The organism is Methylobacterium indicum (genome assembly GCF_017347565.1).
GTDB classification, from domain to species: domain Bacteria; phylum Pseudomonadota; class Alphaproteobacteria; order Rhizobiales; family Beijerinckiaceae; genus Methylobacterium; species Methylobacterium indicum.
Genome location: NZ_AP024145.1, coordinates 2,082,966 through 2,108,454, shown reverse-complemented (window position 1 = coordinate 2,108,454; position 25,489 = coordinate 2,082,966). Strand labels below are relative to the sequence as shown.

Sequence of the window (25,489 nt, the reverse complement as noted above, 5' to 3'; positions counted from 1 at the left end):
CGCCCAGCAGATTTCGCCGAAGTGGACACCGGTTCGGCGGCAAAAATCAGCGACAAAACAAGAACCCGAGTGTCTGTCCGGGATCATGTTGATTCCTGGCAGAGCTTTCCGAGCATGATGCGGACCGAGGCAAGGCGCAGGAAAACCCGCGCCTTGCGGGTGCGGCACGCCCAATCCTTTGCCAGCCGTCGGCATCGCTCGAGCCGGCCGATCGTCCGCTCGACGATCCGACGCCCGGGCAGGACCTCGAACCCGACCGCCCGATCCGAACGTTTGACGATCTCCACCGTCACGGACCGGCATACCCGTTCCAGAGCCTCCCGGAACGCTGGCCCCCGGCAACCGCCCTCCGCATACGGCGTCGGCAGGAACGGGCAGAGGCTCGCCCGACTCGGACCAACTGCCCTCACATCGCTGCGACACCCAGTGCTAGAGATCAAGAATCCTCGGCGTGTCGCAGGCGGGTTCGACGGAGGATCCGCTCAGAACGGGCTCACCGGAAAGAACCGCAGGTACAATTCAGCGTACTTGCCCTCGTCCCACAGGCGCTGGAGCGCGTCGTCGAGGGCGCGGGCCAGCGCCTCGTCCTCCTTGCGGGTGACGAAGCCGATACCCTCGCCGAAGTAGCGGTTCTCCAGGTAGTCGCCGCCCGAGAAGGCGCAGCAGCCGGCGGCATCGGTACCGCCGATCCAGAGCGCCAGCGCCAGCCCGTCGCCGAACAGGTAGTCGATCTCGCCCCGGCGCAACGCCGCCTCGGCGGTGCCGAGGTCGGGATAGGTCTTCGGGGTGACGTGGAAGAAGGCGCGCAGATACGCCTCGTGGGCGGTACCGGAGATCACCCCGGTCGGGTGCTCGGCCAGCCCCTTCGGGTCCGGGGCCGGCAGCCCCTTGTCGCCGCGCACGGCGAAGCGGGCGGGCCAGCGGAAATACGGCCGGGTCGTTTGGTGGCCGGCGCGGAGCGAGGCGGTGAGCGGGATCGCGGCCGCCACCACGTCGCCCTGGTTGGCCTGGAGCGCGTCGAGCAGGGTGTCGAAGCGGCGCGCCTGCACGGTGCAGGTCAGGCCGAGCTTCTCGCAGGCGGCCCGGGCGAGCTCGACCGCGAAACCGGTCGGGTTGCCGTCGGGCCCGGCGAAGTGCAGCGGCGGGTACTCGTCGTCGGTGAGGAAACGGATCGGCCGGGTGGCCTGCGGCGGATCGGGCCGTTCCAGCCGGGCGCGGGGATTCCAGAAGTTCGGAATCGTCACCGGCTCGGCCGCCGCGGCCGGACCCGCCGCGAGCATCAGCAGGACCGCCGCTTGCAGCAGGGCTGCCATTTGGACGCGCCACTGACGCTGCGGCATACGCGCCACGATTGCGAAAAAACCGCCGGTCGGGCGGCGGGGCGCTGTTGCGGGAACGGGACGAGCCATAGGCTCCCGATACCACGAACCTCCGCCGGAGGGAGTCGGCAAGTTCGGAGCCCGCATGTTCGTCGAGGTCCGCTCTCCCCACGGCGCGACCGCCATCGTCCTGCCGGGCGAGCTGGCCTTCCTGCTTGGCCAGGGAGTCGACCTCGCGGTCGTCCGGGAGGCCGCCATCCTGGCGCGGCAGGAGGGGACGGAGCCCGCGGCGGCCCTGCTGCGCGCCGGCCTGATGAGCGAGGCCGCCTACTATGCCGCCCTCGCCCGCGCACTCGGGCGGCCGTTCCGCGACACCGGGCTCGCCCTGGACCCCGGGGCGCGATTCCCCGAGGACGTCCGCCAGGGTGCGACGCGCGGGGCCGGCGGGGAGTGGCTGCTCGCGCCGCCCCCCGGCGCGGTCGCCGCCCTGCTCGCCACCGGCGCCCCGCCGAACGCGGTATTCACGACGCCGGCGGCCCTCGCCGCCGCGGTGCTCGCCAGAGCCGGACCCCGCGCGGCAGCCCGGGCCGCCGAGGCGCTGGAGGTCCGCGCCCCCGACTGGGCCTACCGCCCCGGCCTTCATCCGGGCCAGATCCTCGCCCTGATGCTCGCGGGGGCCGCGTCCCTGCTCCTCCTCGACGCCGCGCCCTGGATCCAGCTCGCCGTCCTGTCGCTCCTCAACCTGACTTTCCTGGCGGTGATCGTGTTTCGCCTCGCCGCCCCGCTCCTCGTGCCCGATCCGCCGCCGGATTTCGGCCAAGTGCCGGACGCGGAGCTTCCGGTCTACACCGTGCTGGTGGCGCTCTACCGCGAGGCCGAGGTGGTGCCGCGCCTGGTCGCGGCGCTGAAGCGCCTGGACTATCCGGCCTCCAAGCTGGACCTCAAATTCGTCATCGAGGCCGACGACACCGCCACCGCGGCGGCGCTCGCCGCGCAATCGCTGCCGGCGCGGTTCGAGATCGTGACGGCACCGGCCGGCCTGCCCCGCACCAAGCCGCGGGCCCTCAACGTCGCCCTGCGGCTCGCCCGCGGCGAACATCTCGTGGTCTACGATGCCGAGGACGTCCCCGATCCCGGCCAGCTCAAGGCGGCGGCCGCCCTGTTTCGCGCCGGTCCCGCCCGCCTCGCCTGCCTCCAGGGGCGGCTGGTGATCGACAACACCGCCGATTCCTGGCTCACGCGCTGCTTCACCCTCGAATATTCCGCACTGTTCGACGTGCTGCTGCCCCTCCTGAGCGCGGCACACCTGCCGGTGCCGCTCGGGGGCACGACGACGCATTTCCGCACGCGGGTGCTGCGCGAGGTCCACGGCTGGGACGCCTGGAACGTCACCGAGGATGCCGATCTCGGCATGCGGCTGGCGCTCGCCGGCTACCGGGTCGGCGACCTGCCGCTCGCGACCCTCGAGGAGGCGCCCGCCGACCTGTATCCCTGGCTGCGCCAGCGCGTCCGCTGGATGAAGGGTTTCGTCCAGACGGCGATCACCCACAGCCGGCACCCGGTCCGGGCGCTCCGGTGCCTCGGCCCCCTCGGCCTGCTCTGCGCGGTGGCGATGGTGCCCGGCACGGTGGTCTCGGCGCTCGCCTACCCGTTCGGGATCCTGCTGGCGGTCTGGTTCCTCGCCGCAGGTCCGCTGCCGGATGCGCCCGACTTCCTCGCCAACCTCGTCACGGCGACGGGCGCCACGGTCTTCCTCGCCGGCCTCGGCGCGATGTGGCTGCCGGCGCTCGCCGGCTGCCTGCGCCGGGGCTGGTGGAGCCTCGCGCCCTGGGCGATCACCCTGCCGGCCTACTATCTCCTCGTCAGCCTCGCCGCCTGGCTCGGCCTCGTCGAGCTGCTGCTCGCGCCCTATCGCTGGAACAAGACCGCGCATGGGCGCGCCGTCACCTCTCGCAGCGGGGCGATGCAGCGCGACGGGCCTTAGAGCTGGCGCGCCACCTCGGCGGCGGCATCCGCGGCCGGACGCATCAGGTTGAGCGAGCCGGCGAAGTGGCCGCGTCCATCCATGATGTAGACGAGCGCGGTATGCTCCATCGTGTAGTCGCCGTCCTTCAGCGGCACCTTGCGGCTGTAGGCGCGGTAGGCCTTCACGGTAGCGGCGACAGCCTCGGGCGAGCCGGTCAGCCCGACGATGCGGGGATCGAAGCTCGACAGGTACTCCTTGAGCGCCGCGGGCGTGTCGCGCTCGGGATCGACGCTGACGAACAGCGCCTTCACGTCGCGGCCCTTGGGGCCGAGCGCCACCAGCACGTCGGAGATCTGCTGCAGGGTGGTCGGGCAGATGTCCGGGCAGTGGGTGAAGCCGAAGAACACCAGGTGCGGCGTGCCGGAAAAGTCGCGGTCGGTGACGGTGCGGCCGTCCTGGTTCACCAGGGTGAACGGTCCGCCGACCGCGCTGGTGCCGGTGGCCGGGCGGCCGAGCATCAGGCTGGCGGCGAGCCCGAGCACCGCGAGGCCGAGGGCGAAGACGAGGAGCGGGATCGCGGCGCTGCGCATCCGGGGCGTGAGGGGCATCGGCGGTCTCTTCCTGGCTTGCCGAGAGCGGACGGCGCCGGTGGACCACCGCCGGACCGCGGCGGCAAGGGGGCACGGGGTCGCCCCGGGAGAAAGTCGGCACGGGGTCGCCCCCGGAAATGGCGGCACGAGCTTGGGCCGTGGGGCGTGACACGCAGCGGATGCCCGCGCGATGGGCGCAGCACTGCCCTGCGTATGGGCAGTCCTCCGCGGCCGGCCCCCATGTTGCGTTGCGGCGCGGCCTCTCCTATCGCTCGCGCTCCGCGGTGCCGCGTCTGACGTGGTGTCCGACCCCGTTTCCAAGACGACCTGCCAAGAAGACCGCCATGGCCGACAAACTCTCGCTGCCCAAGGACAAGATTCGCGTCCTGCTGCTCGAAGGCATCAACGACAGCGCGGTCGCGCTGCTCGAGGCCTCGGGCTACGTGACGGTGACCCGGCTGGCCAAGGCGCTCGATCCCGCCGACCTGCGCCAGGCGATCAAGGGCGTCCACATCGTCGGCATCCGCTCGCGCACCCAGCTCGACGAGGCCGCCTTCGAGGCTGCCGACCGGCTGATGGCGGTGGGCTGCTTCTCGGTCGGCACCAACCAGGTCGATCTCGAGGCGGCGCGCCGGCGCGGCATCCCGGTCTTCAACGCGCCGTTCTCCAACACCCGCTCGGTGGCCGAGCTCGTGATCGGCGAGATCGTGATGCTGCTCCGCCGCATCGTGCCGCGCTCGGTCTCGGCCCATGTCGGCGGCTGGGACAAGTCGGCCAACGGCTCGTTCGAGGTGCGCGGCAAGACGCTCGGCATCGTCGGCTACGGCAATATCGGCTCGCAGCTCTCGAACCTCGCCGAGGCGATGGGCATGCGGGTGATCTTCCACGATCTCACCGACCGCCTGCGCCACGGCAACACCGAGCCGGTCGACAGCCTGAACGCCCTGCTGTCGCAGAGCGACGTGGTCTCGCTGCACGTCCCCGAGACCGCCTCGACGCACAACATGATCGGCGAGGCCGAGATCCGGGCGATGAAGCCGGGCTCGTACCTGATCAACAATTCCCGCGGCACGGTGGTCGATCTCGACGCCCTGGCCTCGGCCCTCAAGGACGGCCACCTGCGCGGTGCGGCCGTCGACGTCTTCCCCGTGGAGCCGAAATCGAACCAGGACCGCTTCGTCTCGCCGCTCCAGGGCCTCGAGAACGTGATCCTGACCCCGCATATCGGCGGCTCGACCGAGGAGGCGCAGGAGCGCATCGGCGCCGAGGTGGCGCGCAAGCTCGTCGATTACTCGGATATCGGTTCGACGGTCGGCGCGGTGAACTTCCCGCAGGTGCAGCTGCCGGCCCGCCCGACGGGCCTGCGCTTCATCCACGTCCAGCGCAACCTGCCGGGCATGCTCGGACGCCTCAACGACACCTTCGCCCGCAAGCAGATCAACATCGCGGCGCAGTTCTACCAGACCGACGGCGAGGTCGGTTACGTCGTGGTCGAGACCGACGCCACCGACGTCGACCCGGAGGCCCTGCTCGAGGAGCTGCGCGCCATCGACGGAACGATCCGGGCCCGGCTGCTCTACGAGCGCCGCTGACCAGGCAGCGGCGCCCGGCCGAAAAGCCGGGCGCCGCTCTCACGGAGACACCGTTCGCAACGCCCCGGCCCGCCGGGGCTTTTTTTTTAGTGTGCGGCCGAGGCCAGCGCCTCGGTCATCACCGCCTCGCGCTCGCCGCGGCCGAGCGCATCGCCCACCATCACGATCGCCGGTCCCTCCAGCCCCGCCGCCTCGACCCGGTCGGCGAGGTCGTGGGCCGTGGCCTGCACCACCGCCTGATCGGGCCGGGTGGCGTTGAACACCACGAGCGCCGGGGTCGCCGGCGGCAGGCCCTGGGCGACCGCCTGCGCCAGCAGCGCGCGCATCGTGCGCTTGGGCATGTAGATCACGGTGGTCACGGTGGGGTCGGCGAGCGCCGCCCAGTTGAGGTCGTCCGGCAGGGTGCCGCGGCGGTCGTGGCCGGTGACGTATTGCAGGCGCCGCGCGGCGTCGCGGTGGGTGAGCGAGATGCCGAGCGAGGCCGCCGCCCCTTGCGCCGCCGTGACGCCGGGCACCACCGTGACCGGGATGCCGGCCTCGCGGCAGGCATCGATCTCCTCGCCGGCCCGGCCGAAGACCAGAGGATCGCCGGACTTGAGCCGCACCACCCTTTTGCCGCCCTTGGCGAGCGACACCATCAGGGCGTTGATGTCGTCCTGGCGGCAGGACGGGCCGTGGCCGGTCTTGCCGACCAGCATCGTGCGGGCCTCGCGCCGGGCGTAATCCAGAATCTCGGGCGCCACGAGATCGTCGTACAGGATCACGTCGGCGCTGCGGAGCGCCCGCAGGGCCTTGAGGGTGAGGAGTTCGGCGTCGCCCGGGCCGGCACCGACCAGGACCACGCTGCCGCCGGTCGGCGCGGCGTCGCTCTCGGCGATCAGCGCGTCGAGGTCGGCGCGGACCGGCGCCCGCTCCGGGTTGGCGAAGGCGAGGTCGGTGAAGCGCTCCCAGAACGCCCGGCGCTCGCCGAACACATGGTAGCGGGCGCTCACCTCGGCGCGCCAGTCGCGGGCGGCGGCGACCCAGGTCTTGAAGCCCGCCGGCAGCATCGCCTCGATGCGGGCCCGCACGGTCTGTCCGAAGACCGGGACCGCGCCCTCGGTCGAGATGCCGACGACCAGCGGCGAGCGGTTGACGATGGCGCCGAACGACACGTCGCAGAGATGCGGCCGGTCGATGGCGTTGACGATCGCGCCCGCGGCGCGCGCCGCGCCGACGAAGCATTCGCACTCGCACTCATCCTCGAAGGCCGCGATGGCGAAGGCGGCGCCGTCGAGATCGGCCGGCGACCAGTCGCGCTCGTGCAGCACCACCGTGCCGGCGACGGCTTCCGCCGGGGCGCCGCGCATCTCCTCGGTGGGTTCGGGGGCGAACACGTCGACATGCGCCCCGGCGGCGGCGAGCAGCTTCACCTTCCAGGCCGCGCCGCCATTGGCGCCGGCCAGCACCGCGCGCTTGCCCGTGAGCGTCACGAAGACCGGCAGCACGGCCAGGGGCTCGAGACCCGGGGAGCGGGTCTCGCGGGGAGCACGGGGGGTACGCATGGGAGGGTGAGCTTCTGCAACCAGTCTCGGGAAATCCGGTTTCATCAGATGCGCCTATGCGGAAGCCGGTGCAAGTTCCGAGGCCAGCAGCTTGCGGATCTCGGGGATGCACGAGCCGCAATTGGTGCCGGCCTTGCATGCCGCGCCGACCGCCTCGACCCCGTGCGCCCCACCCTTGATCGCCGCCCGGATCGTGTCGAGCCCGACGGTGTGGCAGGCGCAGACCAGCGGGCCGGTGCCGGCGCTCTCGGCGCGCCCCGAGATCAGCGCCCGGCGGGCGGAGGGCTCCAGGAGTTCCTGGGTGCGGAAGAACGCCTTGGCGGCGTCCCAGGTCGGGCGCTCCGAGGCGGGCGCCAGCGCCAGCACGCCGAGGAGCCGCCCGTCCCGGAAGGCGGCGGCGCGGTAGCGGCCGCGGGCTGGATCGGCGTACTCGCTGAACGTCGCGCCGGGGAAGAGGTCGCGCATCAGGGCGCCCGCCTCCTGGGCACCGTCTTGGGCGGCGAAGATCAGGCCGGTCGCGCCCTCCAGGCTCGCCCGCGCCCACCACCAGCCGAAGGGTGCTGCCACCGTGTCGCGGGTGATGAGGTAGCCGCGGGAGCGGTAGGGCTCGGGGGCGATCGAGGCCGGGGTCGCCTTGAGTTCGGGCTGGCCCGAGACCGGGTCCACCGCGCCTTGGGCCAGGGCACCGACGCGGCCATCCGAGGTGTTCGCCTCGCTCCAGTGCATGGGCGCGAACAGCATTCCGGGTTGGGCGCCGGGCGTCACCATGACCTCCAGCACCGCGGCGGCGTGGGCGGTGCGGACCCGGGCGAGGTCGCCGTCGGTGAGACCAGCCGTTGCCGCATCGTCGGGATGGATCTCGACGAAGGGCACGGCCCGGTGGGCCGAGAGGCGCGGGCTCTTTCCGGTGCGGGTCAGCGTGTGCCAGTGGTCGCGCACCCGCCCGGTATTGAGGCGCAAGGGCAGCGCGTCGCTGGTGGCTTGCGCCAGCGCCGGCTTCTGCACCGCGACGAAGCGGGCCTTGCGGTCCCGGGTGAAGAAGCCGCCCTGGGCGAAGAAGCGGGCCTGCGGCGCCTTGGCCTTGCGGGTCAGGGGCCATTGCACCGGCGCGGCGGCGTCGTAGGCGGCGTCCGTGATGTCGGAAAGCCCGCCGAGGTCGAAATCGCGGCTGCCGCGATTCTCGAACTCCGACAGGGCGGCGTGCTCGCGAAAGACCGCGGCCGCGCTGCCCCAGGCGAAGGCCTTGGCATGGCCGAGCCTCTTGCCGACCTGCGCCATGATCCACCAATCGGCCCGCGCCTCGCCGGGGGCCGCCAGGAAGGCGCGCTGGCGCGAGATGCGGCGCTCGGAATTGGTCACCGTGCCGTCCTTCTCGCCCCAGGCGAGGGCCGGCAGCAGGATCGCGTTGCGGGCCCGCACCGTGTCGGTGTTCGCCACCACCTCGGAGACCACGTAGGTGTCGAGTTTGGCGAGCGCCGCCCGCACCCGGTCGGCCCGGGGCATCGAGACGGCGGGGTTGGTGCCCATCACCCAGAGCGCCTTGATCTTGCCCCGCTCGATCGCTTCGAACAGCGCCACGGCCTTCATGCCCTCGCCCGTGATGATGGTCGGCGCGTTCCAGAACCGACGCACCAGATCCACCTCCTCCGGGGTGAAGTGCATATGGGCGGCCAGCATGTTGGCGAGCCCGCCGACCTCGCGTCCGCCCATCGCGTTGGGCTGGCCGGTGAGCGAGAACGGGCCCATGCCGGGCCGGCCGATGCGGCCGGTGGCGAGGTGGCAGTTGATGATCGCGTTGGCCTTGTCGGTCCCTTGCGCCGACTGGTTCACCCCCTGGGAGGTGGCGGTCACCACCCGTGGCGTGCTGCGGAACAGCGTGAAGAAGGTCTCGACCTCGGCCTCGGTCAGGCCGGTGGCGGCGGCGGTCGCCGCGACGCTCGGGGCGATCTGGCGGGCGCGCTCGAGCGCCGGCTCGAAGCCGGCGGTGTGCTCGGCGATGTAGCGCGGATCGAGGGCGTCGTTGTCCGCGAGATGGACCAGGAGGCCGGAGAACAGGGCCGTGTCGGTGCCGGGCCGGATACCGAGGAAGAGGTCGGCCTCCTCGCCGGTCTGGGTGCAGCGGGGATCGATGGCGACGATCTTGGTGCCGCGCTTCTCCCTCGCGTCGAGCATGCGCCGAAAGAGGATCGGGTGGCACCAGGCGGTGTTCGAGCCGACGAGTACCAGCAGGTCGGCCTCGTCCAGGTCCTCGTAGCAGCCCGGCACGGTGTCGGAGCCGAAGGCGCGGCGGTGCGCCGCCACCGAGGACGACATGCAGAGCCGCGAATTGGTGTCGACGTGGGGCGTGCCGATGAAGCCCTTCGCCAGCTTGTTGGCGACGTAGTAATCCTCGGTGAGCAGCTGGCCCGAGAGGTAGAACGCCACCGAATCCGGCCCATGCGCCGCGATGGTGCGCTTGAAGCCCTCGGCCACCGCGTCGAGCGCTTCGTCCCAGGTCGCCCGCCGCCCAGCAATCTCCGGGTGCAGCACCCGATCGTCGAGGGAGAGGGTTTCGCCGAGCGCCGAGCCCTTCGAGCATAGCCGGCCGAAATTCGCCGGGTGCTGCGGATCGCCCGCGACGCTCGCGCCCCCCTGCCCGTCCGGCCGGGCGAGCACGCCGCAGCCGACGCCGCAATACGGGCAGGTGGTGCGGACGGGGGCGGCCTCGGGAGCGAGGGCCGGCACGTGCAGGTTCATCGCGGGAGCCTTTCGCCGGGCGTGGGGTGGGGCCGGTGGGTTGGGGCAAGCAAGGGGTAGGCCGCCGGGGTCACCAGCCTACTCGACGGAACTGCCGCCCTCTGCGTCATCCCGGGGCTCGTCGACGACGAGAACCCGGGATCCATAACCGCGGACGGTGCCGAACCTGGCGGATCGCGTCCCGATTCATCCTGAAACCAGCGGTTATGGATCCCGGGTTCCGCTGCGCGGCCCCGGGATGACATCGAGGGTTTCAAAACTGTCGAGAGGGTCGAACAGGGCCGTAGACGCCCTCAATACACGTCCGCCTGATACCGGTCCGCCTTCTTGAGCGCGGCCAGATACGCCACTGCCTCCTCGGGGCTCTTGCCGCCGTGGGTCGCCGCCACGTCGATGATCGCGCGCTCGACGTCCTTGGCCATGCGCTTGGCGTCGCCGCAGACGTAGAAATGGGCGCCCTCCTCCAGCCAGCGCCACAGCTCGCGGCCGTTCTCGCGCATCCGGTCCTGGACGTAGGTCTTCTCGGCTCCGTCCCGCGACCAGGCCAGCGACAGGCGGGTCAGCACGCCCTGGTCCTTCAGGCCGTTCAACTCGTCGCGGTAGAAGAAGTCCGAGGCCTGGCGCTGGTGGCCGTAGAACAGCCAGTTCCTGCCCGGCGCCGCGGTGGCGGCGCGCTCGCGCAGGAAGGCGCGGAACGGCGCGATGCCGGTGCCCGGCCCGACCATGATGACCGGGGTCTCGGGCGTGGACGGCAGGCCGAAGCCGTGGGCCTTCTGGAGGTAGACCTTCACCTTCGCGGTCTCGGCCAGGCGCTCGCCGAGATGGGTCGAGGCGACGCCGAGCCGCAGGCGCGAACGATGGCTGTAGCGCACCGCGTCGACGGTGAGCGAGACCCGGCCCGGATCGGCCTTCGGCGAGGACGAGATCGAGTAGAGCCGCGGCTGCAACTCGTCGAGGGCCTCCAGGAAGACCTCGGCATCGGGCCGGGCGCCCGGGAACTTGTGCAGGGCCCCGAGCACGTCGAGATAGGCGGCATCGCCGTCCGGATCCTCGCCGGCGCTGAGCGCCTGGGCCTTCTTGCGCTGCGCGCCGGAGGTGAGGAGCGACAGGAGCTGGAACAGCCCGTCGGGGGCACCGCCCAGCGAGTAGTTGGTCAGCAGGTGATCGCGCAGCGTCTTCTCGCCGAGCTTCGTCGCGATGACCCGCTCCGGCCGGGCGCCGAGCTCGGCGATGACCGCATCCGCCAGGGCCGGGGCGTTGGCGGGAAACAGGCCGAGCGAATCGCCGACGACGTACTCGATGCCGGTGCCGGCGAGATCGATCTCGACGTGCCAGGTCTCCTTCTCGCCGCCCGGCGCGTTGAGGCGGCGGCGCGACAGGAAGACCGCCTCGGCCGGGTTCTCGCGGCAGAGGCCGTAGGGACCGACCGGGGCGTCGGCCTTCGGGGCATCGTCGGAAGCCGGCGCCGCGCCGGCCGGTGCCGTCGTGCCGAACTCCGCCTCCAGCTTCTTCAGCATCCGGAGCGTCTCCTTGCCGCCGGGCTGGCAGAGGTTCAGGCGCTCCTCGGTCTTGAGGAAGAGGGCGTTGGCATAGTCGGCGCAGTTGTAGCCGCACTGGCCGCAATCCTGCTGGGCCATGGCGGCCATCAGCTTCTGCGGTTCGGAGCGGTCCTTGGCCAGCACCATGCGGTCGTCGAGGGGCATCGACGGGTCGTGCCAGGGCGCGTCGCCATTGTCGGCCAGAGCCGGCCCGCCGGGCGCCGCCCCGGCCGGCAACGCCGTCGCGCCCTCGACCGCCGGCCCGAGCAGGGCCGCAAAATAGCCCGACAGCCAGGCGCGCTGGTCGGTGGTGAAGGGGGCGGATTCGGGGATCAGGACGAGCGGGGGAGCGACGTGCTGGGTCATCGGGGGTTACCGGAGAAGAGTGGCAGTCGACATCGGTCGGTAAGGCGCTGGCTTCTCCTCTCCCCGCGGGCGGGGAGAGGGCCGCGGCGACCTTGTCGTCGGCGCGGCGAGGCGTCAGCCGAGGGTGAGGGGGTGCTTCCGGAAGAGCCTCATCCGGCACGTCCCCCTCACCCTCGCGGCGAACCTGCGGTTCGCAGCTCGCTGCATCCCCTGAACGGGGACGCAGCCCTCTCCCCGCCCGCGGGGAGAGGAGAAGGGTGCCTTACTCGGCCGCCTCCAGCAGCCGGGCGTCGGCGAGGCCCTTCAGGGCCTCCGGCCCGCGGCGGGCGGTGTAGGCCTGGAAGCTCTCCTGCGGGCCGGTGCGGTTGGCGAGGTAGTCGGTGAGCAGGGCCTCGACCCGGCCGGGGCAGTCCTCGGCCTTCACGGCCTTCCAGATCTCGGTGCCGATCCTGGCCGCCTCGCCGAAGCCGCCGCCGACGACGATGTCGTAGCCCTCGACGGTGTCGCCCTCCTCGCTCACCGTCACCTTGGCGCCGATGAGGCCGATATCGCCGATATAGTGCTGGGCGCAGGAATGGTGGCAGCCGGTGAGGTGGACGTTCACCGGCACGTCGAGCCCCGGCACCGCCGCCTCGACGTGGTCGGCGATGAGGAGGGCGTGGCCCTTGGTGTCGGCGGCGGCGAACTTGCAGCCGCGGTTGCCCGTGCAGGCGACGAGGCCGGCGCGGATGCTCGACGCCTTGGTGGAGAGCCCGAGGGCCGCCACGCGGGACTCGACCTCGGCCACCTTGTCGTCAGGCACGCCGGAAAAGAGGAAGTTCTGCCAGACGGTGAGCCGGATCTGACCGTCGCCGCACTCGCGGGAAATCTCGGCGAGGGCCCGCATCTGGTCGGTGGTCATCTTGCCGACCGGCAGCACCACGCCGATCCAGTTCAGGCCCGGCTGCACCTGCTTGTGGACGCCGACATGGGCGTAGCGGTCGAAGCCGCCGCGGGGCTTCACATGGGAGGGATCGACCCGCTCCAGCTTGCGGCCGAGTTTTTCCTCGACGGCGGCGAGGTACTTGTCGTAGCCCCAGGCGTCGAGGACGTATTTCATCCGCGCCTTGCTGCGGTTGGTGCGGTCGCCGTTCTCGATGAAGACCCGCAGGATCGCGTCGGCGATGGCGTTGCACTCCTTCGGCCGCAGCACCACGCCGGTGTCGCGGGCGATGTCGCGGTGGCCGGTGATGCCGCCGAGCACGAGCCGCATCCAGATGCCCGGCTCGACCGCGGCGCCCTCCATCACCTCGACGGCCTGGAAGCCGATGTCGTTGGTCTCCTCCAGCACCGGCAGCACGCCGCCGCCGTCGAAGGCGACGTTGAACTTGCGCGGCAGGCCAAACAGCGAGCGGTCGTTGAGGATGTGGTTGTGCCAGGACTTGGCGAGCGGCCGCGTGTCGAGGAGTTCCTGGGCGTCGATGCCCGCCGTCGGCGAGCCGGTGACGTTGCGGATGTTGTCGGCCCCCGCGCCCCGCGCCGTCAGGCCGAGATCGACGAGTCCGTCGAGGAAGGGCTGGCCGTGCTCAGGGCTGATCTCCCGCACCTGGAGGTTCGCCCGCGTCGTGACGTGGCTGTAGCCGCCGCCATGGGCATCGGCGAGATCGGCGATGCCGGCGAACTGCCAGTGGTGCAGGATGCCGTTGGGGATCCGCAGGCGGCACATGTAGGAGTTCTGGGCCGGCGCGACCCAGAACAGCCCGTGATAGCGCCAGCGGAAATTGTCCTCGGGCTTCGGGGCCTTGCCGGTCTCGGCCTCGGCGATCAGCCGGTTGTGGCCGTCGAAGGGGCTCTCGGCCCGCTTCCACTTCTCCTGGTCGGCGAGCTTGCCGCCGTTCTTCACGGTGCGGTCCTGCGCCTTGATGTGGATCGCATCCGGCCCGGTCGGCTCGGCGGCGGGCGCAGGCGCAGTTCCGCCGCCGGCGAGGCCGCCGGTCATGCGGATCGCGGCGATGCCGTGGGAGAAGCCTTCGAGGTAGCGCTTCTGCTCGGCGTCGAAGTCGTCGGCCATTGCGGGCTCCTTCACGCTGCGAGGGGTTGGGGGGCGGGAAGCTCGGGGGAGACCGGGCGCCCGAACATCAGGTCGTCCCGGTCGTCGGACGTGATCGTCTCGCCGGTGCGGATCAGGGCCTTGCACCAGCCCTGCTCGGCGACGTCGCCGACGAAGACCGCGCCGATCAGCCGGTCGCCGTCGATCACGAGCTTGCGGTATAGGCCCGTCGCCGGGTCGCTCCAGGTCACGGCCTCGGCGCCGTCGGGCACGTCGACGGCTCCGGCGGAGAAGACCGGCAGGCCCGACACCTTGAGGCTGGTCGCGAGCGAGGTGCCGGCGTAAGTTGCCTCGACGCCGCAGAGATGGCGGGCCAGCACCTCGGCCTGCTCGTAGGCCGGCTCGACGAGGCCGTAGGTCTGGCCGCGATGCTCGGCGCATTCGCCGAGCGCGTAGATGCCCGGCACCGAGGTCGCCATCGTGTCGTCGACCCGGATGCCGCGGCCGACCGCGAGGCCGGCACTGGCCGCCAAAGCCGTCGAGGGACGCACGCCGACCGACATCACCACGAGATCGGCCGGCAGCACCGTGCCATCCGAGAGAACCAGGCGCTCGACACGGCCGTCGCCCTCGACCGCCATGGTGTCGGCCTTCAGGATCACCCGGACGCCGCGGGCCTCCATCGCCTCGCGCACGAGGCCTGCGGCGGCGTGGTCGAGCTGGCGCTCCATCAAGCGGTCCATGACGTGCAGCAGCGTGGTGTCGACGCCGAGCCGCGCCAGCCCGACCGCCGCCTCGAGCCCGAGGAGCCCGCCGCCGATCACGACCGCCCGGGCCCCCGCCACCGCCGCCCGGCGGATCGCCGCCACGTCGGCGAGATCCCGGAAGGTGATGACGCCGGGCAGATCCATCCCGGGCTTCGGCAGCCGGATCGGCACCGAGCCGACCGCCAGGACCAGCTTGTCGTAGGGCAGCACCAGCCCCTCGCCGACGCGGACGAGGCGCTCGGCGGTGTCGATCGCGGTGGCGGGCGCGCCGGTAACGAGGGTGATGCCGTGCTCGGCGTACCAGTCGAGCCCGCGGAAGGTGCAGGCCGCCTCGTCGACCTCGCCACCGAGGAGCGACGACAAGAGCACCCGGTTATAGGCCGCCACCGGCTCGGCGCCGATGCAGGTGACGGCGTAGCGCCCGGGGGCGGCCTCGCTCAGCCGCTCCAGGAAGCGGAGCGAGGCCATGCCGTTGCCGATGACGACGAGGCGATCGGTCATGCGCGTCAGGCCGCGATCGCGGGTTTGGCGTGGCGGGCGTAGAGGAATTCCAGCACCTCGGCCCGGGCATGGGTGTAGGTCGGGTCCTCGACGAGCTCCAGGCGCTTGCGCGGCCGGGCGAGCGGCACCGTCAGGACCTCGCCGATCGTCGCCGAGGGGCCGTTCGTCATCATGACGATCCGGTCGGAGAGCAGAACCGCCTCGTCGACGTCGTGGGTGATCATGATGACGGTGTTCTTCAGCCGCAGGTGGATCTCCATCAGCTGATCTTGCAGATGCGCCCGGGTCAGAGCGTCCAGCGCACCGAAGGGCTCGTCCATCAGCAGCACCTTCGGCTCCATCGCGAGCGCCCGGGCGATGCCGACGCGCTGCTTCATGCCGCCGGAGATCTCGTGCGGGCGCTTCTCGGCCGCGTGGGTCATGTTGACGAGCGCGAGGTTGTGCTCGATCCAGTCGCGCCGTTCGGCCTTGCTCTTCCTCGACTTCAGCACCTTGTCGACGGCGAGCGCCACGTTCTCGCGCACGGTCAGCCAGGGCAGGAGCGAGTGGTTCTGGAAGACCACGGCGCGCTCGGGGCCGGGGCTGTTGACCTCCTTGCCGTCGAGGAGGACGCCGCCGGTGGAGGCCTTGAGCAGGCCCGCCACGATGTTGAGCACGGTCGACTTGCCGCAACCGGAATGGCCGATCAGCGAGACGAACTCGCCCTTCTCGATCTTCAGGTTCACGTCGCGCAGCACTTCCGTGGTGCGCCCGCCGCGGGTGAAGCTGATGCCGACCTGTTCGAGGCTGAGATGGGTCATGATGGGCCTCCTCAGGCCGTGGCGGTGCCGCGGGTGACGAGGTGGCCGAGGCCGGCGACGAGGCGGTCGAGCACGAAGCCGATCACCCCGACATAGACCAGGGCCACGATGATCTCGCTGATATGCGAGGAGTTCCAGGCGTCCCAGATGAAGAAGCCGATGCCGACGCCGCCGATCAGCATCTCGGCGGCCACGATGGCGAGCCAGGACAGGCCGACGCCGATGCGAAGGCCGGTGAAGATGTAGGGAGCGGCGGAAGGCAGCATCACCTTGGCGAAGAACTCGAAGGCGTTGAGGCGGAGCACCGCGGCGACGTTGCGATAGTCCTGCGGAATGTTGCGGATGCCGACCGCGGTGTTGATGATGATCGGCCAGATCGACGTGATGAAGATCACGAAGATCGCCGAGGGCTGGCCGTCCCGGAAGGCGGCGAGCGACAAGGGCAGCCAGGCGAGCGGCGGAATGGTGCGCAAGACCTGGAAGATCGGGTCGAGCCCGCGCATCGCCCATTCCGACTGGCCGACCAGCGTCCCGAGCAGCACGCCGGCGATCACCGCCAGGGTGAAGCCCAAGGCCACGCGCTGGAGGCTGGCGGCGATGTGCCAGAAGAGCCCCTTGTCGGTGCCGCCATTGTCGTAGAACGGGTGGACGATGATGTCCCAGGCATCGGTGACCACCCGCGAGGGCGGCGGCAGGCCGGCGCCGGGGCGCCCGCACAGGACTTCCCAGACGAGCAGGAAGACCGCCAGCACAACGAGCGGCGGCACGATCCGGAGCGCCAGGCCCTTGAGGACGGCGCGGGTGACGAGGGGAGCCCGCGCCCCCTCCCGCTTGGCGGCGACGACGCGCCCGAGGGTGGTTCCGAGAGCCATCACGCCACCTTCTTGATGCCGAGGCTGTTGAGGTAGGCGGCGGGATCCGCCGGATCGAAGACCTTGCCGTCGAAGAAGGTTTCCTGGCCGCGCGAGGTCGACGCCGGCGCCGTGACGCCCATGCCCTTGGCCACCTCGCGCCAGATGTCCTCGCGGTTGACCTTGTCGATCAGGGCCTTGGTGTCGGTCTGGGGATCGAACTTGCCCCAGCGGATGTCCTCGGTGAGGAACCAGAGGTCGTGCGACTTGTACGGATACGAGGCGTTGTCGGCCCAGTACTTCATGATGTGCGGGCTATTCGACACCTTGCGGCCGTCGCCGTAATCGAACTCGCCCTTCATCCGCTTGACGACGTCGCTCGCCGGGACGTTGATCCACTGGCGCTTGGCGACGATGCCGGCGAGCTCGTCGCGGTTCTCCGGCTTGTCGCACCATTGTTGCGCCTCCATCACGGCGGCGAGCAGGGCTTTCGCGGCGTTCGGGTACTTGTCGACCCAGGCGGCGCGCATGCCGAGCGCCTTTTCCGGGTGGTCCTTCCACAATTCGCCGGTGGTCAGCGCGGTGTAGCCGATGCCTTGCGTGATCAGCTGCTCGTTCCACGGCTCGCAGACGCAGAAGCAATCCATCGTGCCGACCTTCATGTTCGCCACCATCTGGGCCGGCGGCACGACGATGGTCTCGATGTCCTTGTCGGGATCGATGCCGCCGGCGGCGAGCCAGTAGCGGATCCAGAGGTCGTGGGTGCCGCCCGGGAAGGTCATGGCGGCCTTCACCGACTTGCCCGACGCCTTCTTGCGCTCCAGAGCCGCCTTGAAGGGCTTCGTATCGAGGGCGACCTTGTCGCCCATATGCTCCTTGGCGACCGAGATGCACTGGCCGGCGAGGTTGAGCCGGGCCAGGATGTACATCGGCACGGGCACGTTGTTCTGCGTCACCCGGCCGGCACTGATCAGGTAGGGCATCGGGGTCAGGATGTGGGCCCCGTCGATGCCGTTGCCCTCCGAGCCCAGCACCAGGTTGTCGCGGGTGGTGCCCCAGGAGGCCTGCTTCAGCACCTCGACGTCGGGCATGCCATGCTTGGCGAAGATGCCCTTCTCCTTGGCGACGAAGAGGGGGGCGGCATCGGTGAGCGCGATGAAGCCGAGCTTGGCGCCCTTCACCTCGGGTCCGGCTCCTTGCGCGAAGGCGCCGCCCGGCAGGGCGACGCGGCCGGCCGCCGCCAGCGACAGGGCGCCGGCCGCCCCCTTGAGGAGACCGCGACGCGTGGTGTGCTCAACGCTGCTCATCGATGACTCGCCCTCAAGTCCTAGCGCCGCCCAGGCGCTCGATCCGGTTCGGAACGCAAAAAGCCGCCGCCCAAGGTCTTCCGCCGGCCACGCGATGCGGGGCCCACAGGGGAACTCGGGTCAGCGGCTTTGCTGACGGTCGGTGCCCGTCGACGCTGACGGACGAGGGGAAGAGAGCAGGTTTCGTGCCAATCGCCTCGGGGGCGATTCAAGTGATTGAAATCGGATCGATTCCGAGCTTGGCCGGACAGGGCGCCAGGCCGGCCTGGCGGATGGATGCGATGCACAAACGGCAGGCTGCGGGCTATGGAAACAGGCAGCAGATGCAGCAGCCGAAAAATTGAGCAGAGAGGGGAGCGGCGTCACGCCGCCGTCAGCAGGTCCGGCCGGTACAGGCCCGCCGCCTCCGTCCGCACCGCCCCGGCCGCGACCTGCCCCGCCGCCGCCATCTCGTCGGCGAGCCAGTCGAGGGAGGCCGGGTCGGGGGTCAGTTCCCGCTCGCCGAGCACGAGGTAATCGGGCGCCGGAACCAGCGGCCCGCCGGGCGCGAGGCGCAGGCGGCCCGAGAGGCCGCGGGCGATGAGCGCCGGGTCGAGGCCGAGATGGCGCCGGCTGCCGAGGAGCGCGGCCAGGTCCTCGCGGTTCTCCGGGTCGCCACACCAGCGGGCGCTGCGCTTCAGGGCGCGCAGGAGCGGGGCGGCGCGGTCCGCCATGTCGGCGGTCAGGGCCAGCACCTTTTCCGGGCAATCCGGCGCGATGTGGGCGCCGAGCGCCGCGATGCGGCCGACCCCGGCCTCGACCGCGACGGTGCTCCAGGGCGCGCCGACGCAGAACCCGTCGATCAGCCCGCGCTCCAGCGCCTCGACGGTGCGGGGCGGCGGCACCACGATGAGGCGCACGGCCGAGAGGGAGCCGCCGCCGAGCGCCAGCAGGCGCCGCAGCTGGTAGGTGTGGCTGGAATAGGGATGGACGGTGCCCAGCGTCAGCGGGCACCCCTCCCCGGCCCGGGCCTCGGCCACCCGGGCGAAGGCGCGGGCGACATCCGCCAAGGCGTCCGATCGGGCATCGAGTGCCTGCCAGAGCGGCAGCGACAGGGTCACGGCGTTGCCGTTGCGGGCGAGCGCCGCAGGCGCGATCAGGCGGGCCTGCGGTCCGCTCAAGCCCAAGTGGCAGGCGAGCGCCAGCGGCGCCAGCATGTGGGCGCCGTCGAGGAGACCGAGCGCCAGGTGGTCGCGCAGGGTGGCCCAGGACGGCGCCGGGGCGAGATCGACGCCGAGCCCCTCCTCCTCCGTGAAGCCGCGCTCCACCGCGGCGATGAGCACCGCGGCGTCGGTGAGCGGGACGTAGCCGAGCTGGAGCCTCATCCGAGCAGGTCCGCGGCGGTGACGATGGCGCGGGCGATGTCGACGATCTTGCGCTTCTCGTTCATGGCCTTGCGCCGGAGCTGCTTGTAGGCCTCGTCCTCGGTCAGGCCCTTGGCGCTCATCAGGATGCCCTTGGCGCGCTCGATCAGCTTGCGGTCGGCCAGCTCGCCCTTGGCCTCGCTGAGCTCGCGCTGGAGCCGCGCGAAGGCGTTGAAGCGCAGGATCGCGATCTCGATGATCGGCTTGATCCGCTCGGCGCGCAGGCCGTCGACGATGTAGGCCGAGATGCCGGCATCCACCGCCGCCTGCATCATCGGCGTGTCGGAGCGGTCGACGAACATCGCCACCGGCCGCTCGACGAGGCGCGAGACCCCGAACATCTGCTCCAGGAGGTCGCGGCTCGGGCTCTCGAGATGGATCACCACCACGTCGGGCGAGACGGCCGACAGCCGGTCGAGGAGATCGGCGGTGTCGGGAATGACGACCACCCGGGCGCCCTCGACGGCGCGCAGGCCCTCTTCCAGGATCGCGGCCCGGGCGCGGCTCGGGTCGACGACGGCGATGGTCAGGGGGTCGCCCGGGGACGGGGCGGGGGTCGCGCGGTCGGGCATGTCGGCGTCGGATCACGCAAGTGTCGGGCCGTGCGGACGGTGCTTCGCCCGGGGCCCGGGAATGGGGCGGTCTCGCCCGCTCCCTACCGCAAGGACTGCGCCCTGGCATCCCCGCCCTCCGTCCTGGCCGGCCTCGATCCCATCCAACCGACCGGCGGACACGAAAGCGCAAAGAAACGGCCCCGCTTCGGCCCGAAACCCGCGCTTCACTGCGGCATCGATCGGCCAGGAGGTTCGGATGCGGGACAAGGGGCGGATGCGCGAGACGGCGGCGATCGGCGCCATCGGAAGCCTGCCCGGCGCCTCGCGGGGCTACCTGCCGCTGCTCCCCACCGCCTGCGTGGCGATCTGCCTGGCGGCGGGCTCGCTGTACTGGCGCGAGCCGGAAGCGCGGGCGCCGGAGGGCCAGGTCGTGGCGATGCAGCCGCTGCCGCCAGGGTCCGACCTGTTTCGCGGCGCCCCCGAGGGCGACGGACGGGTGCGCGCCCCCTACCCGCTCGAGTTCGAGCGGCAATTCCCCCTGGTCGCGACACTCCCGCCCGAGGCCGCCATGCCGGTGCTGCCGGTGCTCGCGGAGGCCAAGGCCGTCGAGAAGACCGCGGAGGACAAGCCGGAGGGCAAGGCGCCCCGCCGTCTCGCCGCGCCCCACCGCACCCGCGCGGTGCCGGCGCTCGCGGGCCTGCGCCCGCCGGCCCGGCCCGAGATGCCGCGGGCGGGCAAGACCCAGCCCGAGACCGCGACGGAATCCGGGCGCATGCCCGCGACCCGCACGGCGAGCACCGACTCGGAGACCGGGCGGTCCTCGCCCTGGCTGCCCTTCATGCCGACCGGCCGGGTGGTGACGCAGACGGTGGCGGCGGTCGGTGACGGCGTGGTGAATGCCGGCGCCGCGATGATCGACCTGATCGACCGCCGGCGATAGAGCGGAGGCCGGGCGCGGGGCGATCCGACGCGGCGGCCCTCGGCACGCCGCATTGCCACGGGATCACGATGTCCACCCTTGTCGTCAGGCCCGCGGATCGGTCCGATCTGCCGCGCCTCCTCGATCTCTACGTCCATCTCGACCCGGACGATGCGCGCTGCCAGCCCGAGGAGGCCGCGGCGATCCTCGATCGCCTGTCGCGCCTTGAGGGCAGCGCGGTCCTCGTCGGGGCCGTCGGGGACAGGCTGGTCACGACCTGCACGCTGGTCGTCATCCCGAACCTGACCCGAGGCGGCCAGCCCTACGCGCTCATCGAGAACGTCGTCACCCACGCGGACCATCGGGGCGCCGGGTTCGGTCGGGCCATCCTGGGCGCGGCCGTCGAGCGGGCCTGGGCGGCCGGTTGCTACAAGGTCATGCTGATGACGGGATTGAGGAAGCCCTCCACGCTCGCGTTCTACGAGGCGGCCGGGTTCGCGCCGTCGAAGACCGGATTCCAGGTCCGGCGGATCGCCGTCCGGCCCGAGTGAGGTCGCGCGGCCGAGCCGCGAGCGCCGAGCCGCCAGCCATGGTGCAGCGCCGTCGATAGCGCCGAACCCCCGGGTTGGCCCAAGGGGAGGCCGCTCTAGCTACGGGCGTCACAGCTCTGTTCGGGACGCATCATGGCGTTGCTCATCGAGGATTACGCGCTCGTCGGGGACGGGCGCAGCGCGGCGCTGATCGGGCGCGACGGCAGCGTCGACTGGCTGTGCTGGCCGCGCTTCGACGCGTCGGCCTGCTTCGCGGCCCTGCTCGGCACCCGCGAGGATCACGGCCACTGGCGCATCGCACCCGCGGGCGCGGCCACCACCACCCGGCGCTACCTGGAGGACACCCTGGTCCTCGAGACCACCCACGAGACCCCCGAGGGCGTGGTGCGGGTGCTCGACTACATGCCGGTCGAGGACGGTACCCACTTGGTGCGCCTCGTCGAGGGCGTGCGCGGCCGGGTGGCGATGCGCATGGACCTGGTGGTCCGCTTCGATTACGGCTCCGCCGTCCCCTGGGTGTCGCGCAGCGAGAACGACGACCTGCGCGCCATCGCCGGGCCGAACAAGCTGGTCCTGCGCACCCGCGCAGCCCTCAAGGGCGTCGGGCAGTCGACGGTCTCGGACTTCACGATCGAGGAAGGGCGCAGCACCGCCTTCGTCCTCAGCTACGGCCTCTCCCACGAGGAGGACCCGCCGCCGATCGAGCCGCGCAAGGTGCTCTCCGGCACCGTCGATTACTGGCGCTCATGGTGCCGGCGCTGCCGCGGCGGCACGCCCTGGGACGCGGTGTTGACGCGCTCGCTCCTGACCCTCAAGGCGCTGATCTACCGGCCGACCGGCGGCATCGTGGCGGCGCCCACCACCTCGCTGCCCGAAGAGATCGGCGGCGTGCGCAACTGGGACTACCGGTTCTGCTGGCTGCGCGACTCGACCTTCACGCTGCTGGCGCTGATGGATGCGGGCTATATCGACGAGGCCCGGGCCTGGCGCGACTGGCTCACCCGGGCGGTGGCGGGCAGCCCCGCCCAGGCCCACATCCTCTACGGCATCGCCGGCGAGCGCCTGCTGCCCGAGATCGAGCTCGACTGGCTGCCGGGCTACGAGGGCTCGCGCCCGGTGCGGGTCGGCAACGCCGCCGCCCAGCAATTCCAGCTCGACGTCTACGGCGAGCTGTTCGACGCCCTCTATCAGGCCCACCAGCGCGGCATGCGGGCCGACGAATCCGGCGTCCGGGTCGGACGCGCCCTCCTCGACCACTTAGAGCGGGTCTGGCGCGAGCCGGACGAGGGCATCTGGGAGGTGCGCGGCGGGCGCAAGCACTTCGTCCACTCGAAGGTGATGGCCTGGGTCGCCTTCGACCGGGCGATCAAGTTCTACGAGGAGCACGTCTCCGACAACGAGCCGACCGCCGGGGACGAGGCCTCGGTGGCGCGCTGGCGCGCCACCCGCGACGAGATCCACCGCGAGGTCTGCGACAAGGGCTTCGATAAGGAGCGCAACAGCTTCGTGCAGTTCTACGGCTCGAAGGACTTGGACGCGAGCCTGCTGCTCATCGCCCATATGGGCTTCCTGCCCCAGGACGACCCGCGGGTCGTCGGCACCGTCGAGGCGATCGGCCGCGACCTGATGCATGACGGCTTCGTGCTGCGCTACGACACCAGCGGCCAGAGCACCGACGGCCTGCCCGCCGGCGAGGGCGCGTTCCTGCCGTGCAGCTTCTGGTACGCCGACAACCTGATCGGGCTCGGCCGCTGCGAGGAGGCCCGCGCCCTGATCGAGCGGCTGCTGGCGCTCTGCAACGACGTCGGGCTGCTCGCCGAGGAGTACGACCCCGTGCGCAAGCGCCAGGTCGGGAATTTTCCGCAGGCGTTCAGCCATGTCGCGCTCGTCAACACGCTTCTGAACTTCAGTCGCGCCGTCGGACCCGCTAAGGAGCGCGGCGGAGACCCTGACGCGGCGGCGGAGCAGGCGGGCGAGCGCCCGGTGATGCTGGCGCAGGCGGCCCAGGGCGCGGCGTCGTAAGACGGCGCATCCCGACACCCCATTTGGACGAGGCCCAGACATGAGCGCAGCCGACACCAAGGCGAAGGCCGGCACCAGCGAGATCGACCAGCGCAGCATCGACACGATCCGCACGCTGACGATCGATGCCGTGCAGAAGGCCAATTCCGGCCATGCCGGCGCGCCGATGGGCCTCGCCCCGGTCGCCTTCACCCTGTGGAACCACTACCTCCGCTACGACCCGGCGAACCCGCACTGGCCCAACCGCGACCGCTTCGTGCTGTCGGTCGGCCACGCCTCGATGCTGCTCTACAGCCTGCTCCACCTCGCCGAGGTGGCGGAGAAGGACGGGGGCAACGCCCCGGCGGTGAGCCTGGAGGACATCAAGAAGTTCCGCCAGCTCGACAGCCGCACCCCGGGCCACCCGGAATACCACTTCACCACCGGCGTCGAGGTGACCACCGGGCCGCTCGGCCAGGGCGTCGCCAACTCCGTCGGCATGGCGATGGGCGGCCGCTTCCTCGGCGAGCGCCTGGCCCATGGCGACCGGCCGCTCTTCGACTACAACGTCTACGCGCTGTGCAGCGACGGCGACCTGATGGAGGGCGTCTCCGCCGAGGCCGCCTCGATCGCCGGGCACCTGCGCCTGTCGAACCTGTGCTGGATCTACGACAACAACACCATCACCATCGAGGGACACACCGACCTCGCCTTCAGCGAGGAGGTCGCCGCCCGCTTCCTGGCCTATGGCTGGCAGGTTTTGCGCGTCGCCGACGCCAACGACACGGTGGCGGTGTCCCACGCCCTCGAGACCTTCCTGCAATCGGGCGACCGCCCCACGCTCATCATCGTCAACTCGGTGATCGGCTACGGCGCACCGACGAAGCAGGGCACCCCGAAGGCCCACTCGGACGCGCTCGGCCCCGACGAGGTCAAGGGCGCCAAGCGCGCCTATGGCTGGCCGGAGGATTCGCAGTTCCTGGTGCCGGACGGCGTCTACGACAACTTCCGCAATGGCATCGGCGCCCGCGGCAAGGCCCTTCGCGAGGAGTGGCTGGCGCTGGTCGAGGCGGTGAAGGCCGATGATGCGGGCCTCGCCCAGGACCTCGCCACCTATCTCGCCGGCGGCCTGCCGGAGGACTGGGATGCCGACATCCCGGTCTTCCCGGCGGACCCCAAGGGCCTCGCCACCCGCGAATCCTCGGGCAAGGTGCTCAACGCCATCGCCAACCGGGTGCCGTGGCTGCTCGGCGGCTCGGCCGACCTCGCGCCCTCGAACAAGACCAAGCTCGAGAGCCCGGAGGCCGGCACCCTCGGCCCGTTCACGCCCGGCGGGCGCAACATCCATTTCGGCGTGCGCGAGCACGCGATGGGCTCGATCGTGAACGGCCTCGGGCTCGTGGGCCTGCGCGCCTACGGGGCGACCTTCCTGGTCTTCTCCGACTACATGCGCCCGCCGATCCGGCTCGCTGCCCTGATGGAGGTGCCGGTCTTCCACGTCTTCACCCACGATTCGATCGGGGTGGGCGAGGACGGGCCGACCCACCAGCCGGTGGAGCACCTGCTGGCGCTGCGCGCGATTCCCGGCCTCGTCACCTTCCGGCCGGCGGACGCCAACGAGGTGGCGGAAGCCTATCGCGTCATCATGCAGCTCAAGCACCAGCCGGCCGTGCTGGCGCTCAGCCGCCAGCCCCTGCCGACCGTCGACCGGGAGAAGTATGCCCCGGCCTCCGGCACCGCGAAGGGCGCCTACGTGCTGGCCGGGGCCGAGGAGGCGAAGCCCGACGTGATCCTGATCGGCACCGGCTCCGAGGTGCAGCTCTGCCTTGGCGCCTACGAGACGCTGAAGGCCGAGGGCGTGAAGGCCCGGGTGGTGTCGATGCCGTCCTGGGACCTGTTCGAGCAGCAGGACGAGGCCTACCGCAACAGCGTGCTGCCGCCCGAGGTGACGGCCCGCGTCGCGGTCGAGCAGGGCTCGGTGATCGGCTGGGACCGCTACACCGGCAGCACCGGCACGATCCTGGGCATGCACACCTTCGGCTCCTCGGCGCCGATCAAGGACCTCCAGACCAAGTTCGGCTTCACGCCGGAGAAGGTGCTGGAGGCGGCGCGCGCCCAGCTGGCCAAGACGAAGAGCTGAGACGACAGGGAGCCC

Annotated in this window: 18 protein-coding genes and 1 pseudogene; 6 read left to right on the top strand and 13 right to left on the bottom strand. The window is 71.3% G+C overall.

Going from position 1 to position 25,489, the window contains the following annotated elements; all coding sequences use genetic code 11:
• Positions 1 to 83: 83 nt before the first annotated feature.
• Together miv_RS33815 and miv_RS09790 are read right to left on the bottom strand one after the other, a co-directional pair.
• Positions 84 to 380, bottom strand: a pseudogene (locus miv_RS33815) (transposase); the annotation flags it as partial.
• A gap of 102 nt (positions 381 to 482) precedes the next feature.
• Positions 483 to 1,313, bottom strand: coding sequence for a transporter substrate-binding domain-containing protein (locus miv_RS09790; RefSeq protein WP_179945937.1), 831 nt, complete (start codon positions 1,311 to 1,313; stop codon positions 483 to 485).
• Between the two features lie 151 nt (positions 1,314 to 1,464).
• Between miv_RS09790 and miv_RS09785 the strand changes: the two genes are divergently transcribed.
• A complete protein-coding gene (locus miv_RS09785; RefSeq protein ID WP_207182461.1) occupies positions 1,465 to 3,303 on the top strand; it encodes a glycosyltransferase family 2 protein in 1,839 nt (612 codons plus the stop codon).
• Here the strand turns inward: miv_RS09785 and miv_RS09780 are convergent.
• Positions 3,300 to 3,893, bottom strand: coding sequence for an SCO family protein (locus miv_RS09780; RefSeq protein WP_089504301.1), 594 nt, complete (start codon positions 3,891 to 3,893; stop codon positions 3,300 to 3,302). The genes miv_RS09785 and miv_RS09780 overlap by 4 nt on opposite strands.
• A gap of 326 nt (positions 3,894 to 4,219) precedes the next feature.
• On the opposite strand from miv_RS09780, the gene serA reads away from it, so the two are divergent.
• Positions 4,220 to 5,467, top strand: coding sequence for a phosphoglycerate dehydrogenase (gene serA, locus miv_RS09775; RefSeq protein WP_048429831.1), 1,248 nt, complete (start codon positions 4,220 to 4,222; stop codon positions 5,465 to 5,467).
• An 86-nt stretch (positions 5,468 to 5,553) separates the two neighbouring features.
• Here serA and cysG read toward each other — a convergent pair whose 3' ends face one another.
• The 10 genes from cysG to miv_RS09725 all read right to left on the bottom strand — a co-directional run bounded on the left by cysG (position 5,554) and on the right by miv_RS09725 (position 19,881).
• A complete protein-coding gene (cysG, locus tag miv_RS09770; RefSeq protein WP_207182460.1) occupies positions 5,554 to 7,011 on the bottom strand; it encodes a siroheme synthase CysG in 1,458 nt (485 codons plus the stop codon).
• Positions 7,012 to 7,065: 54 nt separating this feature from the next.
• A complete protein-coding gene (locus miv_RS09765; protein WP_207182459.1) occupies positions 7,066 to 9,747 on the bottom strand; it encodes a nitrate reductase in 2,682 nt (893 codons plus the stop codon).
• Between the two features lie 293 nt (positions 9,748 to 10,040).
• Positions 10,041 to 11,651, bottom strand: coding sequence for a sulfite reductase subunit alpha (locus miv_RS09760; protein ID WP_207182449.1), 1,611 nt, complete (start codon positions 11,649 to 11,651; stop codon positions 10,041 to 10,043).
• 262 nt (positions 11,652 to 11,913) lie between these two features.
• Entirely contained in the window at positions 11,914 to 13,701 is a 1,788-nt protein-coding gene (locus miv_RS09755; RefSeq protein WP_207182448.1) for a NirA family protein, read from the bottom strand.
• An 11-nt stretch (positions 13,702 to 13,712) separates the two neighbouring features.
• On the bottom strand, positions 13,713 to 14,948 hold the full coding sequence (locus miv_RS09750) for an NAD(P)/FAD-dependent oxidoreductase (RefSeq protein WP_207182447.1): 1,236 nt from the start codon (positions 14,946 to 14,948) through the stop codon (positions 13,713 to 13,715).
• Between the two features lie 5 nt (positions 14,949 to 14,953).
• The gene (locus miv_RS09745; RefSeq protein ID WP_207182446.1) at positions 14,954 to 15,748 is read right to left on the bottom strand and encodes an ABC transporter ATP-binding protein; all 795 of its coding nucleotides are present in this window, start codon (positions 15,746 to 15,748) and stop codon (positions 14,954 to 14,956) included.
• A gap of 11 nt (positions 15,749 to 15,759) precedes the next feature.
• A complete protein-coding gene (gene ntrB / locus miv_RS09740; RefSeq protein WP_207182445.1) occupies positions 15,760 to 16,620 on the bottom strand; it encodes a nitrate ABC transporter permease in 861 nt (286 codons plus the stop codon).
• Positions 16,620 to 17,906, bottom strand: a complete 1,287-nt coding sequence (locus miv_RS09735; protein WP_207182443.1) for a CmpA/NrtA family ABC transporter substrate-binding protein — start codon at positions 17,904 to 17,906, stop codon at positions 16,620 to 16,622. Before miv_RS09735 ends, ntrB begins: the two co-directional genes overlap by 1 nt.
• A 362-nt stretch (positions 17,907 to 18,268) precedes the next feature.
• Complete coding sequence (locus tag miv_RS09730) at positions 18,269 to 19,270, bottom strand: CmpA/NrtA family ABC transporter substrate-binding protein (RefSeq protein WP_207182441.1); 1,002 nt, start codon at positions 19,268 to 19,270, stop codon at positions 18,269 to 18,271.
• A complete protein-coding gene (locus miv_RS09725; protein ID WP_207182439.1) occupies positions 19,267 to 19,881 on the bottom strand; it encodes an ANTAR domain-containing response regulator in 615 nt (204 codons plus the stop codon). The genes miv_RS09730 and miv_RS09725 overlap by 4 nt, the downstream gene beginning before the upstream one ends.
• 238 nt (positions 19,882 to 20,119) lie before the next feature.
• Between miv_RS09725 and miv_RS09720 the strand changes: the two genes are divergently transcribed.
• From miv_RS09720 to tkt, 4 genes are all read left to right on the top strand, one after another.
• Positions 20,120 to 20,803 carry a hypothetical protein gene (locus miv_RS09720; protein ID WP_207182438.1) on the top strand — a complete coding sequence of 228 codons (684 nt, stop codon included), beginning with the start codon at positions 20,120 to 20,122 and terminating at the stop codon, positions 20,801 to 20,803.
• A 68-nt stretch (positions 20,804 to 20,871) separates the two neighbouring features.
• Complete coding sequence (locus tag miv_RS09715) at positions 20,872 to 21,333, top strand: GNAT family N-acetyltransferase (RefSeq protein ID WP_207182436.1); 462 nt, start codon at positions 20,872 to 20,874, stop codon at positions 21,331 to 21,333.
• Positions 21,334 to 21,465: 132 nt separating this feature from the next.
• The gene (locus miv_RS09710) at positions 21,466 to 23,355 is read left to right on the top strand and encodes a glycoside hydrolase family 15 protein (protein WP_207182434.1); all 1,890 of its coding nucleotides are present in this window, start codon (positions 21,466 to 21,468) and stop codon (positions 23,353 to 23,355) included.
• Positions 23,356 to 23,395: 40 nt separating this feature from the next.
• Positions 23,396 to 25,474: a transketolase gene (gene tkt / locus miv_RS09705; protein ID WP_207182432.1), complete on the top strand. Its 2,079-nt coding sequence runs from the start codon at positions 23,396 to 23,398 to the stop codon at positions 25,472 to 25,474.
• The last annotated feature ends 15 nt before the right edge of the window (positions 25,475 to 25,489 follow it).

Coding starts and splice junctions, on each gene's coding strand:
- tkt (WP_207182432.1), top strand. CDS start 23,396: ATGAGCGCAGCCGACACCAAGGCGAAGGCCGGCACCAGCGAGATCGAC.
- serA (WP_048429831.1), top strand. CDS start 4,220: ATGGCCGACAAACTCTCGCTGCCCAAGGACAAGATTCGCGTCCTGCTG.
- miv_RS09780 (WP_089504301.1), bottom strand. CDS start 3,893: ATGCCCCTCACGCCCCGGATGCGCAGCGCCGCGATCCCGCTCCTCGTC.
- miv_RS09725 (WP_207182439.1), bottom strand. CDS start 19,881: ATGCCCGACCGCGCGACCCCCGCCCCGTCCCCGGGCGACCCCCTGACC.
- miv_RS09760 (WP_207182449.1), bottom strand. CDS start 11,651: ATGACCCAGCACGTCGCTCCCCCGCTCGTCCTGATCCCCGAATCCGCC.
- ntrB (WP_207182445.1), bottom strand. CDS start 16,620: ATGGCTCTCGGAACCACCCTCGGGCGCGTCGTCGCCGCCAAGCGGGAG.
- miv_RS09765 (WP_207182459.1), bottom strand. CDS start 9,747: ATGAACCTGCACGTGCCGGCCCTCGCTCCCGAGGCCGCCCCCGTCCGC.
- miv_RS09735 (WP_207182443.1), bottom strand. CDS start 17,906: ATGAGCAGCGTTGAGCACACCACGCGTCGCGGTCTCCTCAAGGGGGCG.
- miv_RS09785 (WP_207182461.1), top strand. CDS start 1,465: ATGTTCGTCGAGGTCCGCTCTCCCCACGGCGCGACCGCCATCGTCCTG.
- miv_RS09710 (WP_207182434.1), top strand. CDS start 21,466: ATGGCGTTGCTCATCGAGGATTACGCGCTCGTCGGGGACGGGCGCAGC.
- miv_RS09730 (WP_207182441.1), bottom strand. CDS start 19,270: ATGAGGCTCCAGCTCGGCTACGTCCCGCTCACCGACGCCGCGGTGCTC.
- miv_RS09745 (WP_207182446.1), bottom strand. CDS start 15,748: ATGACCCATCTCAGCCTCGAACAGGTCGGCATCAGCTTCACCCGCGGC.
- miv_RS09790 (WP_179945937.1), bottom strand. CDS start 1,313: ATGGCAGCCCTGCTGCAAGCGGCGGTCCTGCTGATGCTCGCGGCGGGT.
- miv_RS09715 (WP_207182436.1), top strand. CDS start 20,872: ATGTCCACCCTTGTCGTCAGGCCCGCGGATCGGTCCGATCTGCCGCGC.
- cysG (WP_207182460.1), bottom strand. CDS start 7,011: ATGCGTACCCCCCGTGCTCCCCGCGAGACCCGCTCCCCGGGTCTCGAG.
- miv_RS09755 (WP_207182448.1), bottom strand. CDS start 13,701: ATGGCCGACGACTTCGACGCCGAGCAGAAGCGCTACCTCGAAGGCTTC.
- miv_RS09750 (WP_207182447.1), bottom strand. CDS start 14,948: ATGACCGATCGCCTCGTCGTCATCGGCAACGGCATGGCCTCGCTCCGC.
- miv_RS09720 (WP_207182438.1), top strand. CDS start 20,120: ATGCGGGACAAGGGGCGGATGCGCGAGACGGCGGCGATCGGCGCCATC.